Source organism: Paraburkholderia sp. EG286B (assembly GCF_040965655.1).
Taxonomy (GTDB): Bacteria; Pseudomonadota; Gammaproteobacteria; order Burkholderiales; family Burkholderiaceae; genus Paraburkholderia.
Genome location: NZ_JBFRCF010000030.1, coordinates 13,007 through 26,771, shown reverse-complemented (window position 1 = coordinate 26,771; position 13,765 = coordinate 13,007). Strand labels below are relative to the sequence as shown.

The 13,765-nt window shown below is 67.1% G+C and carries 12 protein-coding genes; 5 read left to right on the top strand and 7 right to left on the bottom strand.

What is annotated here, in order from left to right:
- Positions 1-33: 33 nt before the first annotated feature.
- The 3 genes from AB4Y42_RS37900 to AB4Y42_RS37890 all read right to left on the bottom strand — a co-directional run bounded on the left by AB4Y42_RS37900 (position 34) and on the right by AB4Y42_RS37890 (position 3,500).
- On the bottom strand, positions 34-1,017 hold the full coding sequence (locus tag AB4Y42_RS37900) for a carbohydrate kinase (RefSeq protein WP_321923026.1): 984 nt from the start codon (positions 1,015-1,017) through the stop codon (positions 34-36).
- A gap of 16 nt (positions 1,018-1,033) precedes the next feature.
- Entirely contained in the window at positions 1,034-2,371 is a 1,338-nt protein-coding gene (locus AB4Y42_RS37895; RefSeq protein WP_368697099.1) for an AGE family epimerase/isomerase, read from the bottom strand.
- Between the two features lie 73 nt (positions 2,372-2,444).
- Positions 2,445-3,500, bottom strand: coding sequence for a LacI family DNA-binding transcriptional regulator (locus AB4Y42_RS37890; protein ID WP_368697098.1), 1,056 nt, complete (start codon positions 3,498-3,500; stop codon positions 2,445-2,447).
- A 229-nt stretch (positions 3,501-3,729) separates the two neighbouring features.
- On the opposite strand from AB4Y42_RS37890, the gene AB4Y42_RS37885 reads away from it, so the two are divergent.
- Positions 3,730-3,885, top strand: a complete 156-nt coding sequence (locus tag AB4Y42_RS37885) for a DUF3309 family protein (protein ID WP_035512102.1) — start codon at positions 3,730-3,732, stop codon at positions 3,883-3,885.
- A gap of 107 nt (positions 3,886-3,992) precedes the next feature.
- On the opposite strand, the gene AB4Y42_RS37880 is transcribed toward AB4Y42_RS37885, so the two are convergent.
- Both AB4Y42_RS37880 and AB4Y42_RS37875 read right to left on the bottom strand, forming a co-directional pair.
- Positions 3,993-5,843, bottom strand: a complete 1,851-nt coding sequence (locus AB4Y42_RS37880) for an EAL domain-containing protein (RefSeq protein WP_368697097.1) — start codon at positions 5,841-5,843, stop codon at positions 3,993-3,995.
- Positions 5,844-6,085: 242 nt separating this feature from the next.
- Positions 6,086-7,132, bottom strand: coding sequence for a bile acid:sodium symporter family protein (locus AB4Y42_RS37875; RefSeq protein ID WP_368697096.1), 1,047 nt, complete (start codon positions 7,130-7,132; stop codon positions 6,086-6,088).
- A 688-nt stretch (positions 7,133-7,820) separates the two neighbouring features.
- Between AB4Y42_RS37875 and AB4Y42_RS37870 the strand changes: the two genes are divergently transcribed.
- From AB4Y42_RS37870 to AB4Y42_RS37860, 3 genes are all read left to right on the top strand, one after another.
- Positions 7,821-8,291 carry a hypothetical protein gene (locus tag AB4Y42_RS37870; RefSeq protein ID WP_368697095.1) on the top strand — a complete coding sequence of 157 codons (471 nt, stop codon included), beginning with the start codon at positions 7,821-7,823 and terminating at the stop codon, positions 8,289-8,291.
- Between the two features lie 534 nt (positions 8,292-8,825).
- The gene (locus AB4Y42_RS37865) at positions 8,826-9,923 is read left to right on the top strand and encodes a porin (RefSeq protein ID WP_368697094.1); all 1,098 of its coding nucleotides are present in this window, start codon (positions 8,826-8,828) and stop codon (positions 9,921-9,923) included.
- A gap of 185 nt (positions 9,924-10,108) precedes the next feature.
- Positions 10,109-11,083 (top strand): LysR family transcriptional regulator, encoded by a 975-nt coding sequence (locus tag AB4Y42_RS37860; RefSeq protein WP_368697093.1) that lies wholly within the window; start codon positions 10,109-10,111, stop codon positions 11,081-11,083.
- 18 nt (positions 11,084-11,101) lie between these two features.
- On the opposite strand, the gene AB4Y42_RS37855 is transcribed toward AB4Y42_RS37860, so the two are convergent.
- Entirely contained in the window at positions 11,102-12,067 is a 966-nt protein-coding gene (locus AB4Y42_RS37855; RefSeq protein WP_368697092.1) for an NAD(P)H-dependent flavin oxidoreductase, read from the bottom strand.
- A gap of 217 nt (positions 12,068-12,284) precedes the next feature.
- Between AB4Y42_RS37855 and AB4Y42_RS37850 the strand changes: the two genes are divergently transcribed.
- Positions 12,285-13,178, top strand: coding sequence for an alpha/beta fold hydrolase (locus AB4Y42_RS37850; RefSeq protein ID WP_368697091.1), 894 nt, complete (start codon positions 12,285-12,287; stop codon positions 13,176-13,178).
- A gap of 21 nt (positions 13,179-13,199) precedes the next feature.
- Here the strand turns inward: AB4Y42_RS37850 and AB4Y42_RS37845 are convergent, their stop codons facing one another.
- Positions 13,200-13,673, bottom strand: a complete 474-nt coding sequence (locus tag AB4Y42_RS37845) for an Lrp/AsnC family transcriptional regulator (RefSeq protein WP_368697090.1) — start codon at positions 13,671-13,673, stop codon at positions 13,200-13,202.
- Positions 13,674-13,765: the final 92 nt, after the last annotated feature.

Genomic DNA, 13,765 nt, shown 5'->3' with positions numbered 1-13,765 from the left:
GGCGGCGCGCCAGACGGCGCGCCGCGGGCGCCTTCAGTCGGCGAGCAGCGCGACGACTTCGTCGAGCGTCGGCGAATGCGCGCCGGGCCGGCGGCACGCGGCCGCGCCCGCGGCGAGCGCGAAGGCGAGATGCTGGCGCCAGTTGCGCTGCGGCGCGCTCATGAGGCTGAACAGCAGCCCGCCGATCGACGCGTCGCCGGCCCCCACCGTATCGGCCACTTCGACGCGCGGCGGCGCCGCCTCGATCACCTCGTTGCCCACATAGAGCGTGGCCGCCTGCGCGCCGCGCGTGACGAGCAGCGTGGCGGCCGGATTGAGCGCGCGCACCGCTTCGATGGCTTCGGCCTCGCTCTTGCCCGCGAACAGCATGCGCAGGTCTTCGTCGGAGACCTTGATGAGATCGGCGAGCGCGGCCATGCGGCGCAGGATCGGCTCGTAGCCGTGCGCCATGAGATTGCGGTAGTTCGGATCGAAGCTGATCTTCACGCCGGCCGCGCGCAGCTCGGCGGCGAGCGTGGCGAGCGTTTCGCCGAGCGGCTGGCGCACGAGGCTGATGCAGCCGAAGTGCGCCCACTTGGCGTGCGCGCGCCAGCCTTCGGGCAGCTTCGCGGGATCGAAGGCGAGGTCGGCGCTGTTGTCGCCGATGAAGTAGTACGCGGGCGGATGCGTCTGATGCACGATCGCGAGCAGCGGCGCGCGCTCCACGCGCTGCATGAAGCGCATGTCGAGACCGGCGGCCACGCTCGCATTCCAGAGCTCGTCCGAGAAGTTGTCGACGCCGAGCGCCCCCACGCTCGCCGTGGGCAGCCCGAGGCGCGCGACCGCGCGCGCGACGTTCCAGCCCGCGCCGCCAGGATGCGCGCGCCAGTGCGAGTCCATGCCCGGTGCGCCGGGTTGCGACGTGTGCGGCGTGCCTTCGGGCGCGGGGGTGCGCACGAGATCGGTGAGGATGTCGCCGGCCGAGATGAAGGCCGGGAAGCCGGACGAAAAGTCCGGGCCGGTGCTGCAGGTGCTCATCGTCGTGTTCCTCTCTCTAGTTCTGGCCGCTCGTGCCCGTCAGGCCGGTCGCGCCACCAGCGTCGGCAGCGGTCGCTTCCTCGCGCCCCACCACCGGCGCCATGCCGCGTCCGGGCAGCGCGTTCAGCGCTTCGTAGCACGCGCCCATCGTGTGATAGTCGGTCTTGCCGGCGGGGCTCTTCTCGTCACTGTACTTGCGGTTGTCGCAGGTGAGGATGCGATACCACGCACCGTAACGATGATCGACGAAATTCGCCCAGCTGTAGCGCCAGATTTCGTCGTACCAGTCCCAGAAGCGCTCGTTGCCGGTGCGCTTGCCGAGCAGCGCCGCCGTGGCGAAAGTTTCCGCCTGCACCCAGAAGTACTTGTCGTGATCGCACACGGTGCCGTCCGGGCCGAAGCCGTAGTAGAGGCCGCCGTGATCGTTGTCCCAGGCGTGCGCCATGGCGGCGTCGAACAGTTCGATCGCGCGCGGCAGCAGCCAGGGCAGCGGCCGGTGGCGTTCGAGCAGCAGGAGCAGCTTCGCCCACTCCGTTTGATGGCCCGGCTGGAAGCCCCACGGGCGGAAGATGTTCGAGCTGTCTTCCTCGTTGTAGTGCCAGTCCACCGACCAGTCCGCGTGAAAGTGCTCCCACACGAGCCCTTGCGAGAGCTTCGCCTGGCGCAGCGTGATGTTCGAAGCGACGCGCTCGGCGCGGTCGAGATAGACGAGGTGGCCCGTCGCCTCGTAGGCCGCGAGCAGCGCCTCGGTCGTGTGCATGTTGGCGTTCTGGCCGCGATAGCCCGAGACGATCCAGTCGGCGCTCGCCTCGTCGGCGTAGAGGCCCGCCGCGCCGTCCCAGAAGCGGTGTTCCATCAGATCGAAGGTCGCGCCGATCATCGGCCGCGCTTCCTCGATGCCGGCCATGGCCGCATGCGCGTAGGCGAGCAGCACGAACGCGAGGCCGTAGCAGTGGCGCGTGGCGTCGAGCACGCGCTTCTTGCCGTCGCGCCAGTCGAGCTCCCAGTCGTAGCCCTGCAGTTGCGGGTCCCAGTGGCCCTCGCGCAGGAACTGCAGGCCGTGGCGCGCGTATTCGAGGTGCTGCGGATCGCCGAACTCGCGATACGCCATCGCATAGTTGAAGACGTAGCGGCAGCTGCTCACGAGGTGCCGCGAGTGCGCGTTGTAGATCGAGCCGTCGTCGCGGAAGTAGTGGAAGAAGCCGCCCGAGGGATCGAGCACGTTCGGCGCGTAAAAGCGCAGCGTGTCCTGCACGTGGCCGAGCAGGAAGCCGCGGTCGCGAAAGCTCGCGACGCCCGGTACGGCGACGGGTTGTGCGGTGGCGGAGGTGGCGGTGTCGGCGGTCATCGTCATGGCTTTCTCTTCTGTCCTGGACGTGGCTTCAGCGTAATTTCGATGTGTGTTCAGCGTGTTTCGACGGCGCGCGTCAGGCGCTCTGCGGTGCGCTTGCAGCATGATGAACGGCGAGCGCGGCAACTAGATTCGATGACGCCGCACCCAGCGTGCTCGCACGCGCGACGAGTTGCACCGGCAAACGGATTTCGCTCGCGGCAGGCGTTTCTTCGAGCAGCAGCTCGACGCCGCGCCGTCCGAGCGCTTCCTTGTCGACGGCGATCGTCGAGAGCGGCGGCGTGGCGTGCGTGGCGCCCGCGATGTCGTCGAAACCGATGATGGCGATGTCCTCGGGCACGCGCAGGCCATTGGCGAGGCAAACGCGCATGGCCGCGAGCGCGGCGGCGTCGTTGTAGGCGAAGAGCGCGTCGGGCGGCGGGCGCGAGGCGGCGTTCGCCGCATCGATCAAGCGCTGCATGGCGAGCGACGCGCCCGTGTCGGGATCGAGCCCGCCGTCGATCGTCGTTTCGAGCGACGGGTCGAACAACAGGCCTGCCTCGAAGAACGCGCGCCGGTAGCCGAGCGCGCGCTGCGCGATGCTGTAGTGCGCGAGCGAGCCGCCGATGAACGCAATGCGCCGCCGCCCCAGTTCGAACAGATGCTGCATGGCGAGCGCGGCGCCCGCCGCGTTGTCGATGTTCACCGAGCGCAGACCCGCCGCCCACAGGTCGATCAGCACGAGCGGCCGTTGCAGCGCGACGAGCGCGGCGAGCATTTCCGGCTCGACGAAGCCCGCCACGGCGATGGCGTCGGGTGCGTGCAGGCGCAACTGCTGGACGGTGTCGTCGGCGGGGCCGGCGGTGAGCAGTGCGGGCACGATGCCGTGTTCGCGGCAGGCGTCTTCCACGCCGTGCAGCACGTGCGAGAAGAACGGGCTGGCCGCGAAGTTGTTGTGCTGGCGATGGAGCAGGAAGGTGAGCCGGCGAATGCGCGGACGCAGTTGCGCGCAGTCGTAGCCGAGCGTGCGCGCGACTCCGACGATGCGCTCGCGCGTGGCCTCGGAGAGGCCCGGCTGGTTCTTCAACGCGCGCGACACCGTGCCGATCGACACGTTGGCGGCTTGCGCGACGTCACGAATGGTTGTCCCCATGATTCCTGGCTGGCGGTGGCGCAGTGAGCGTTCCGGGTATGGTCAGGTGTGCGGCGATTGTATAGTAAAAATCTGTTCGAAAAACCCGAATCTACGTCTCGAATTCCAGGTAAATACCAGTAAACAATGAAATAAACGCAAACATTCATGTTTAGTAAAATCAACTAAACGCGCGCGGGCACGACGGTTGCGGAAAGACGGACACCAACAGTCGACTTACGGAGGCATCATGCTCGGCACCCTGCTTCTGGTCATTCTGATCCTGCTGCTCATTGGCGCGTTCCCAGCGTGGCCGCATAGCCGCTCTTGGGGCTACGCGCCTTCGGGCACGCTCGGCATCATCGTCGTCGTGGTGGTCGTGCTGGTGTTGATGGGGACGATCTAGCGACAGCGCAGCGGTCAGGCAACGCAAGCAAAACGGGCCGGCGCGCGGCATGAGCCGCGCGGCCGGCCCGTTCCTGTTCTGGGCTGCCGCAGGGGAGGTTCAGGCCGCTATGCTGTGCCGGCGGTTTCGCCTGCTGCCGAGCTGAGCGTGGGCACGAGGTTGGCGCTCGCGCTGCCGTCGATCACGACGAGTCCGCTCGCTTCCTGTTTCGCGCGGCGCTTGGCGAGGGCCGCGAGCGAGGCGATGGCGTCGCTGCTGTGCTGCGCGCCTTCGCCCGGCGCGATGTGCACGCAGCCGATCGCCATCGTCACGAAGGTGAAGAAGGTGGCGTTGCCGTGGCGATCCTCGCCGTGGATGCCGCCCGCGAGGCGGTCGCCCGGTGCGTAGAAGCGCTGCGCACCCTCGTTGAACGTTTCGATCGCCTGGCGCGCGCGCTCGCGCCATGTCTCGCTCTGGAACAGGATCAGGAAGTCGTCGCCGCCCACGTGGCCGAGGAAGTCGCGCGTGGGGTCGCAGGCATCGGCGAGCACCGTCGCCGCGAACTTCAGCACCTCGTCGCCTTGCCAGTAGCCGTACTGGTCGTTGAAGGGCTTGAACTGGTTCAGGTCGACATAGCACGCGTGAAAGCCCGCGTCGTGCGACAGCAGACGCTCGATATGCGAGCTGATGGGGATATTGCCCGGCAGGAAGGTGAGCGGATTGGCGTAGCGCGCCGCCTGGATGCGCACCTCCGTTACGGCGCGCACGAGGCTCTCGCCGGTGCCTAGCCCGGCGTAGCGGCCGTTATCGGTGATGACGAAGCCATCGGCGAGATAGCGCTGGTCGTCGCTGACGAGCAGCGTCGCCATCTGCTCGACCGTCATCGACTGCTCGATCAGCACCGGCTGCGCGTTGGCGAATTGCAGGCAGGCCTTCTTGCCGAACAGCTCGCGGTGATACGGCAGCGCATAGCGGTCCATGAACGCGCGCCGGTTGATGAGCGCGACGGGCGCTTCGTCTTCCACCACGGCCACCGCGTGCAGGTCGGGTTGACCGTTGAACAGTTCGAGCACATCGTTGTTGGTCGCCTGGCGCGGCAGCGCGGGCGCGCGCACGAGCATCTTGCTGGCGGGGGCGCCGCCGCCCGCGGGCTGCGTGGCGGCGCTGCGCGTGGCCTCGGGGAACACGGCGATATGGTCTGCGCGAATCGCCTCGCGCGCTTCGCGGGCGAGCACGCGCAGCGGCTCCACGTTGGGGCGGCCGAAGAAAAAGCCCTGGCCGCAGTCGATGCCCATGTCGCGCAGCACGATCAGGTCGGCCGCGTTCTCGATGCCTTCCGCCACGAGACGGGTGCCGCTCGCCTGCGCGAAATGCTGCACGGCGCGCACGGCTTCGAACTTGAGCGCGTCGTTGGCGATGTCGTGGATGAAGAAGCGGTCGATCTTCACGACATCCGGCTGCAACTGCACCCAGAGGTTGAGGCTGGCGTTGGCCGTGCCGTAGTCGTCGAGCGCGAACTGGGCGCCGGCCGCGCGCAGCGTTTCGACGACCGGCGAAAAATTGCGCAGGTCGTGGATGGCGCTTTGCTCGGTGAGCTCGATCACGACGCGCGTGGGGTCGATCGGGCCGTCGAAGAGGGCGAGCGCGGCGTCGCCGTCGGCGGTGAGCTGGCGCAGCGCGTCGGCGCTGAAATTGAGGAACAGCTTGCCGGGGCAGTCGAGTCTCGCGAACGTTTCGATGCAGGTGCGGGCGGCTGCGCGCTCGAGTGCGGCGGTGCACTGTTCGTCGCCGGCGCGCGCGAAGAGGGCGGCGGGCGTTTCGAGCGGCGAGCCGGCCGGCCCGCGAATCAGGCCTTCGTAGCCGAGGATCGCGCCACCCTCGAAATCGACGATGGGCTGGAAGACGGCACGCAGCTGGCGCTGGGCGATCAGCGCCCCGACGCCGGGCGCCGCGTGCAGGAGTGGCGCGGGAGCAGACATGGACAGGCCGGAACGGGCGAAGACGATGAACTTAACGGCATATCATCGGATGAATTAAATGAAATTTTGGTGACAGCGCGGGGATGCCCAATCTTTGGGCGTGCGGCGGATGCGCGCGTGACGCGGGGAGGGGAGGCAGGCGGGGGAGGGGGAGACGCCGGGCACTAGCCGCGGCATTGGCTGCAGCGGGGCGGCGAGAAGCCGCCGCGCCGCATGACGTATTGAGATGGATTGAGCGACGCTCAGCGGCGCGCGGCGGCGGCGCTGCGCTCGCTCGCGCCGGCGCGCGATTCGTCGCCCGCGCTGGCGGCGCGCTCGGCGCTCATGTCGCGGGCGCCCCAGCGCTGGGCGAGCGCCGCGCACACCATGAGCTGGATCTGGTGGAACAGCATGAGCGGCAGCACGACCGCGCCCACGGCGTTCGAGGCGAAGATGACCTTTGCCATTGGCACGCCGGCCGCGAGGCTCTTCTTCGAGCCGCAGAAAATGATGGTGATCTGGTCGGCGCGCGAGAAGCCGAGCTTCTTGCTCGTGAACATCGTGATCCCGAGCGCGAGCGCGAGCAGCACGGCATTCACCACGAGCAGGCCGCCGAGCGCGGTGAGCGGAATGTGATGCCAGAGCCCTTCGTTCACGGCCTCGGAAAACGCGCCGAACACCACGAGCAGGATCGAGCCCTGATCGACGAACTTGAGCACGCCCTTGTTGCGCTCGATCCAGCGGCCGATCACGGGGCGCAGCAGCTGGCCCGCCACGAACGGCACGAGCAGTTGCAGCACGATGTTCCACACGGTGTGCCAGGCCGAGCCGCCGCTCGCGCTCTGGTTCGTGACGATCAGGCTCACGAGCGCGGGCGTGACGAAGATGCCGATCAGGCTCGACGCCGAAGCGCTGCAAACGGCGGCGGGCACGTTGCCGCGCGCGATCGAGGTGAACGCGATGGACGACTGCACCGTGGACGGCAGCGTGCAGAGGAACAGCACGCCCGCGTAGAGCGCCGGGGTGACGAGCGGCGAAAGCACGGGCTTGAGCGCGAGGCCCAGCGCCGGAAAGAGCACGAAGGTGCTGAGCAGCACTACGATATGCAGCCGCCAGTGCGTCGCTCCGGCGACGATCGCCTCGCGCGAGAGCTTGGCGCCGTGCAGGAAGAACAGCAGGCCAACGGCCACGTTGGTGAGCCAGTTGAACCCCGTGGCGGCCTGGCCGTGCACAGGGAACAGGCTCGCAAGAATCACCGTGCCGACGAGGCAAAGGGTGAAGTTATCGGGCAGGAATTTCGGACGTGCCATCGGACAATCTCAAGTGCGCGCCTGGGCGCCTGGCTGCGCGCAGATCGATGTGCGTGCAACGGGTGAATCGGGACGTCTATTGTCGGCGCAAGCCGATTGAAAAAGCAAATTCATTTGAAGCATTGATTAATGAAGGATACGCATGTATCGCCGGCATCAATGCCCCCTTTATGCCGGATTCCTCATCGACGTGCGAGGGGCATTCCCGGGCCGCAAAAGTCGTCAGGACTCCGCGTATTCTTCAGATCTTCAGACGGGAATCAAGCATAAAACGAACCGTTCCCAGACCTGCCCTCAGAGCCTTGCCAGGCGGCCTTCCCAGGGTGCACCCGAAGCCAGAAAACCCAGCAGTAACATGGTGTTACAACCCTTCGGGCGGCATAACATCTTTTGGCTCGACACCCATTCGGCACGCCCATAAATTACCGTCAAAGGGACGCCCGGACCGTTGTGGCGGCAATCGTTACGCGCTCGCGCGGCGAGCGTTCCGGGACTGGCCCGCCATGGCCCGAGTGGCGGGTGCCAGGCGCAAATGTCGGGCAGGTGAAACGTCACAATGCACGTAGGGTTGTCAAAACTGGGACAGTGGGTCTTGGGGGCTGGATTAGCGGCCCTCGTTGCGCTCGCCCATGCTCAGCCCGGTTTTCCAGGGCACGGCGGGGGCGGCGGCTTCGCGCGCGCGCCTTCCATGCCGACGATGCCCACCATGCACTCGATGCCCGCGCCGCGCGGCGGCGGCGGCATGGCGTGGGGTGGCGGCTACCACGGTGGCCCTGAACGCGGCCGTGGCCCCGCGGCTTACGGCGCTGCCGCTTCGCCCATGCGTGTGGCCGACCAGGGCGGCCGGTACGAGCGCGGCGGCAACCGTGCGCCGAACCAGTGGCAAGGTCAGGTCCAGCAGCAGGCGCCGCATCGCGACTACAGCTATGGCACGCCGTTCGGCGGCTACGGTGGCTATCGTGGTGGCAATCCCATCACGCCGGTGAGCGCGGAATCGCGCCCGGTGCCACATCCGCCGGCCGACTCGCCGGTGCGCGCGGGCTCGATCCGCGAAGACGTCGCGCGCTACAACGAGGAGCGCGGCGGCAGCTACCGGCAATACCCGCGCAACGGCGGCGAGGTTCCGCGTCCGCCGATGCCTTCGCCTTACCGCAATTGAGCGCTGCCTCGCGGCCCGCTTTTGTTTTCTTCCCTCAGCACGCTTTTTCCCGCTTGCTTCGTTTGATTCTCCTCAGGATTCGCTTCAGGTATTGACCTGTTAGCGCCGCCGAAACACGTCCAAAACAAGTTGCGTTCGTCCATGCCGCGAAAACTGACGCGTGGATACCACACTTTTTTGGAAATCTCTCGTCATACAGAACCCTTTCGTCTCAAATCTCGCTTTCGTTTCGGCGGCGCGTCATTCGCAGCCACGCGCGTGTGGGAGCGCCCCACTGGGCGCGGCCCGGCAGGCCGCGATTAACCGTGACGCAGCGCAGCGCAAAGCAGAGTCGACAGCGGCAAACCGGGTTCGATCGGCGGCAAACTAATCCGCCCGATATACCGGCAATAACACCGGTTATTTTTGACCATAAAAATGGTCCGCAAAGATGGATCCGCCCAGAACGGCCACGCCTGCGAACGACGAAAAATAAAGCTTTGCGCGAGCGCCTCAGCCGCCCGACACCCTTTTTTGACAAAGACTGGAGAACCCATGAATACAACGGTCAGCCGCGCGCTGCGCACTACCCTGAAGGCGAGCGCGCTCGCCGCTGTTCTTGCCGCCGCGTCGTCGTCGGCGTTTGCGCAGTCGAGCGTCCAGCTCTACGGCCAGGTCGACGAGTGGGTCGGGGCGACGAAATTTCCGGGCGGCCAGACCGCCTGGAACGTGGGCGGCGGAGGCATGTCCACGTCGTACTGGGGCATGAAGGGATCGGAAGATCTGGGCAACGGCTACAAGGCGATCTTCACGCTGGAAAGCTTCTTCCGCGCGCAGAACGGCCAGTACGGCCGCTTCGCGGGCGACACGTTCTTCGCGCGCAATGCGTACGTCGGCCTCGAATCGCCGTACGGCACGGTCACGGCGGGGCGCCTGACGACGCAGCTGTTCGTCTCGACGATTCTCTTCAACCCGTTCATCGATTCGTACACCTTCTCGCCGATGGTGTACCACGTGTACCTCGGCCTCTCGACGTTCCCGACCTACACGACCGACCAGGGCGTGGTGGGCGACTCGGGCTGGAACAACGCCGTGCAGTACTCGACGCCCAACTTCAACGGCCTCTCGGGTTCGGCCATGTATGCGTTCGGCAACCAGGCCGGCCAGAACGGCTCGAAGAAGTGGAGCGTGCAGGGTCTGTACTTCCATGGCCCGTTCGCGGCCACGGCGGTCTACCAGTACGTGAACTTCAACAACACGCCGGGCGACATCGGCAGCATCGTGAGCGGCGACACGACCATCATCGGCCTGAAGAGCCAGGGCGTGGCGCAGGTCGGCCTCTCGTACGACCTCAAGTACGTGAAGTTCTTCGGCCAGTACATGTATACGGCGAACTGGCAGCAGGTGGGCAGCTGGCACGTCAACACCGCCCAGGGCGGCGTGACGGTCCCGGCCGGCCCGGGCACGGTCATGGCGTCGTATGCGTACTCGCGCGACGGCGGCGGCCTGAACCAGACGCGCCAGACGGCGGCCATCGGCTACGACTACCCGCTCTCCAAGCGCACCGACATCTACGCCGCGTACATGTACGACCACTTCGACAACATGTCGAGCGGCCAGACCTATGGCGTGGGCATGCGCGCGAAGTTCTAGGCGGCGCAGCCTGTCAGTTCGAAGTTCGACGCGAAAACCCCGCGCTGCGTACAGCGCGGGGTTTTTGCTTTCCGGACCGCCCGATCTAAAGCACGCCTGCGCGTTTCAACACCCGTATTTGATAAAACGAGGAAAATATCGTCGATTGATTCCCGTTTATTCATGTTCGAGTTGAAGGCCGCGCAATGGATACCCTCGTCAGCATGAAAGTGTTTCGCCAGGTGGTGGAGGCGGGCAGCTTTGTCGCGGCGGCCGAGCGCATGAACATGTCCGCCGCGATGGCGAGCAAGCATGTGATGCATCTGGAGCAGCAGCTCGGCGCGCGCCTGTTGAACCGCACCACGCGCCGCGTCGCGCCCACCGAGGCGGGGCGCGAGTACTACGAGCGCGTGTCCCAGGCGCTCACCGAACTCGACGAGGCCGGCCAGGCGGTGGGCGCGGCGAGCGTGGTGCCGCAGGGGCGGCTGCGCGTGTCGTCGCTCACGGCGTTCGGGCTGCGTCATGTGATGGGCGCGGTCGCCGACTACGCCGCGGGGCATCCGCAGGTGACCGTCGACATCACGCTGTCCGACCGCGTGGTCGAGCTGATCGACGAGGGCTTCGACGTGGCGATCCGCGCCGCGCCGTCAGGGCTCAAGTCGTCGTCGCTGATCGCGCGGCCGCTCGCCACCGCGCACATCGTGCTGTGCGCCTCGCCCGAGTACCTGCGCCGCCACGGCGCGCCGAAAAGCGTGGCCGATCTCGCGCGGCACAACTTCGTTCAGTACGCGGGGGCTTCGGCCCAGGAACTCGCGCCGTTCGCAGAGGGCGCGGGCGGCGTGAAGCCCAAGCCAGGCGGCAACCTCATCGTCAATCACCTGGAAGCGCTGCGCGTGGTGGTGCTGCAAGGCGGCGGGCTGTCGATGCTCGGCACCGAGGTGGTGGGCGACGATATCGCCGAAGGGCGCCTCGTGCCGCTGCTCGTCGACGCACTGCCGCCGCGCGAGCTGCCGATCTACGCCGTGTACGCGAGCCGCCGCCATCTGTCGGCGAAGGTGCGCTCGTTCGTCGATTTCCTGGCCGCGCGTTTTTCGGAGCGCGAGCTGTGGCCGGGCGTGGAGGCGATCCGCGCGGCGGCGCTCAATGCCGATGCCGCACGCATTGCGTCCGGCCGGGATTGAAGCCAGGCCCGCCTGCGTTCAGCGGCCCACGCCCAGCCGCGCCTTCGTCGCCTCGTACTCGTGCTTCAGGCGTGCCACGAGATCCGCCACCGAGGGCACGTCGTCCATCAGGCCCACGGCCTGACCCGCCCCCCACACGTCTTTCCAGGCCTTCGCCTTCGAGGTGCCCGCGCCGAAATCCATCTTCGACTTGTCCGACTCGGGCAGCGCATCGGGATCGAGCCCGGCGTTCACGATGCTCTCGCGAATGTAATTGCCGTGCACGCCCGTGAAGAGGTTCGTGTAGACGATGTCGGCGGCCTTCGCTTCGAGAATGGCGTGCTTGTAGTCGTCCACGGCGTGCGCCTCTTTCGTCGCGATGAAGCGCGTGCCCATGTAGGCGAGGTCCGCGCCCATGGCCTGGGCGGCGAGGATCGAGCCGCCGTTGGCGATCGCCCCCGACAGCACGATCGGGCCGTCGAAGATACGCCGCACTTCGCCCACCAGCGCGAACGGCGAGGTCGTACCCGCATGGCCGCCCGCGCCCGCGGCCACGAGGATCAGGCCGTCCACGCCCGCTTCGAGCGCCTTGCCGGCGTGGCGCAGGTTGATGACGTCGTGCAGCACGATGCCGCCGTAGCTGTGCACCGCGTCGAGCAGTTCGCGCGGCGGCGCGCGCAGGCTCGTGATGAAGATCGGCACATGGTGCTCGACGCACACGCGCACGTCGTGCTCGAGCCGAGCATTCGACTGATGCACGATTTGGTTGACGGCGACCGGCCCGATGACGGCCTCGGGGTTCGCGCTCTGGTAAGCGGTGAGCTCCTCGCGGATCTGCGTGAGCCAGACGCCCAGCTCCTCGGCGGGGCGCGCGTTGAGCGCCGGAAACGAGCCGACGATGCCCGCCTTGCACTGCGCGAGCACCAGCTCCGGGTAGCTGACGATGAACATCGGCGAGCCCACGACGGGCAGCGAGAGGTTTTGCAGGACGGCGGGCAGTGCCATGGAGAGGTCTCCTTGCGGCGCTTCGATCGATGGCGGGGGCGCGAAATCGGCCGTTCGATTATAGGCGTGGGGTCGTTCGGGCATCGCACGTGCGGGTCCCTCGTGCGGTTTTCGAGGGAGTGCTCGGTTTCTACCGCTGTGGGCCCAAAAGCACATTTTCGAGTCGCGCGCGCCTCATACAATGACCGCAGACCAACAAACACAAGAGACTAGCCCCATGCCCTTCGACGGATTCCAGCCTTTCACCGTTCGCACTGCGGGCGGCGTAGACATCTGCGGCGTGAAGGGCGGCGACGGACCGCCGCTATTGCTGCTGCACGGCCATCCGCAGACGCATATGATCTGGCATCGGTGCGCCACCTCGCTCGCGCAGCACTTCACCGTCATCGCGACGGATCTGCGCGGCTACGGCGCCTCCTCGAAACCGGCCAGCGACGACACGCACGCCGCCTATTCGAAACGCGCGATGGCGGCCGATCAGGTCGAAGTCATGCGCCACTTCGGTCACGAGCGTTTTCTCGTGTGCGCGCACGACCGCGGCGCGCGCGTCGCGCACCGCATGGCGCTCGACCACGCCGACGCCGTCGAGCGGCTCATGCTGCTCGACATCGCGCCCACGCTCGCCATGTACGAGCAGACCGACCGCGAGTTCGCCACGCTCTACTTCCACTGGTTCTTCCTGATCCAGCCCGCGCCGCTGCCGGAGACGCTGATCGAAGCGAACCCCGACGTCTATATCGAGCGCGTCATGGGCAGCCGTCACGCGGGTCTTGCGCCGTTCGCGCCGAAGGCGCTTGGCGCCTATCGCGCGGCGCTGCGCCAGCCGGGGGCCGTCCACGCGATGTGCGAGGACTACCGCGCCTCGGCCACCATCGACCTCGAGCACGACCGCGCCGATCTCGAGCGCGGTAACAAGGTGGCGTGCCCGCTGCGCGTGCTGTGGGGCGCGGAAGGCGTGATCGAGCGCTGCTTCGACCCGCTCGCCGAATGGCGCAAGGTGGCGCGCGACGTGAGCGGGCGTGCGCTGCCGTGCGGGCATTACATTCCCGAGGAGGCGAGCGAGGCGCTGGTCGAGGAGATGCTGGCGTTCTTCGAGGCCACGGAGCACTGACGGGCTGCCGGCGCCCGGGCTTCAGCGCAGCGGCGGCAGGCGGCGCGGCACCGGCGTGGACTTGACAATGGCGGTGCTGGTTTCGGCGCGCTCGGTGACTTTCGCGAGAATCTCGTCGAGCTGTTCGATCGAATGCAGATAGAGCCGGGCGATGAAGCAGTCGTCGCCCGTGACCTTGTCGCACTCGACGAATTCGGGAATGCGCCGCAGCACCTCTTCCACCAGATGCAACTGTCCGGGCAGCGGCTTCACGCGCACGATGGCCTGCAAGGTGTAGCCGAGCGCGCGCGGATCGATCTGCACCGTATAGCCGCCAATCACGCCTTGCGCTTCGAGCCGGCGCAGCCGCTCGGACGTGCTCGGCGCCGACAGCCCCACGTGCTTGGCGAGTTCGGCGACGCTCGTGCGGGCGTCCTCGGCGAGCGCCGCGAGCAGCATGCGGTCGATGTCGTCGAGCGGGGCAGCGGCGGGCGTGGGGTTCGGACGTCGGTTCATGATTGCGCGGGTGCTCCGCCAGGTTGGCCTTTCAATCGAAGGCAAGTCTTGCCTCTCGCCTAAGTTTAGCCATGTATTCCTCGCCTTGCAGC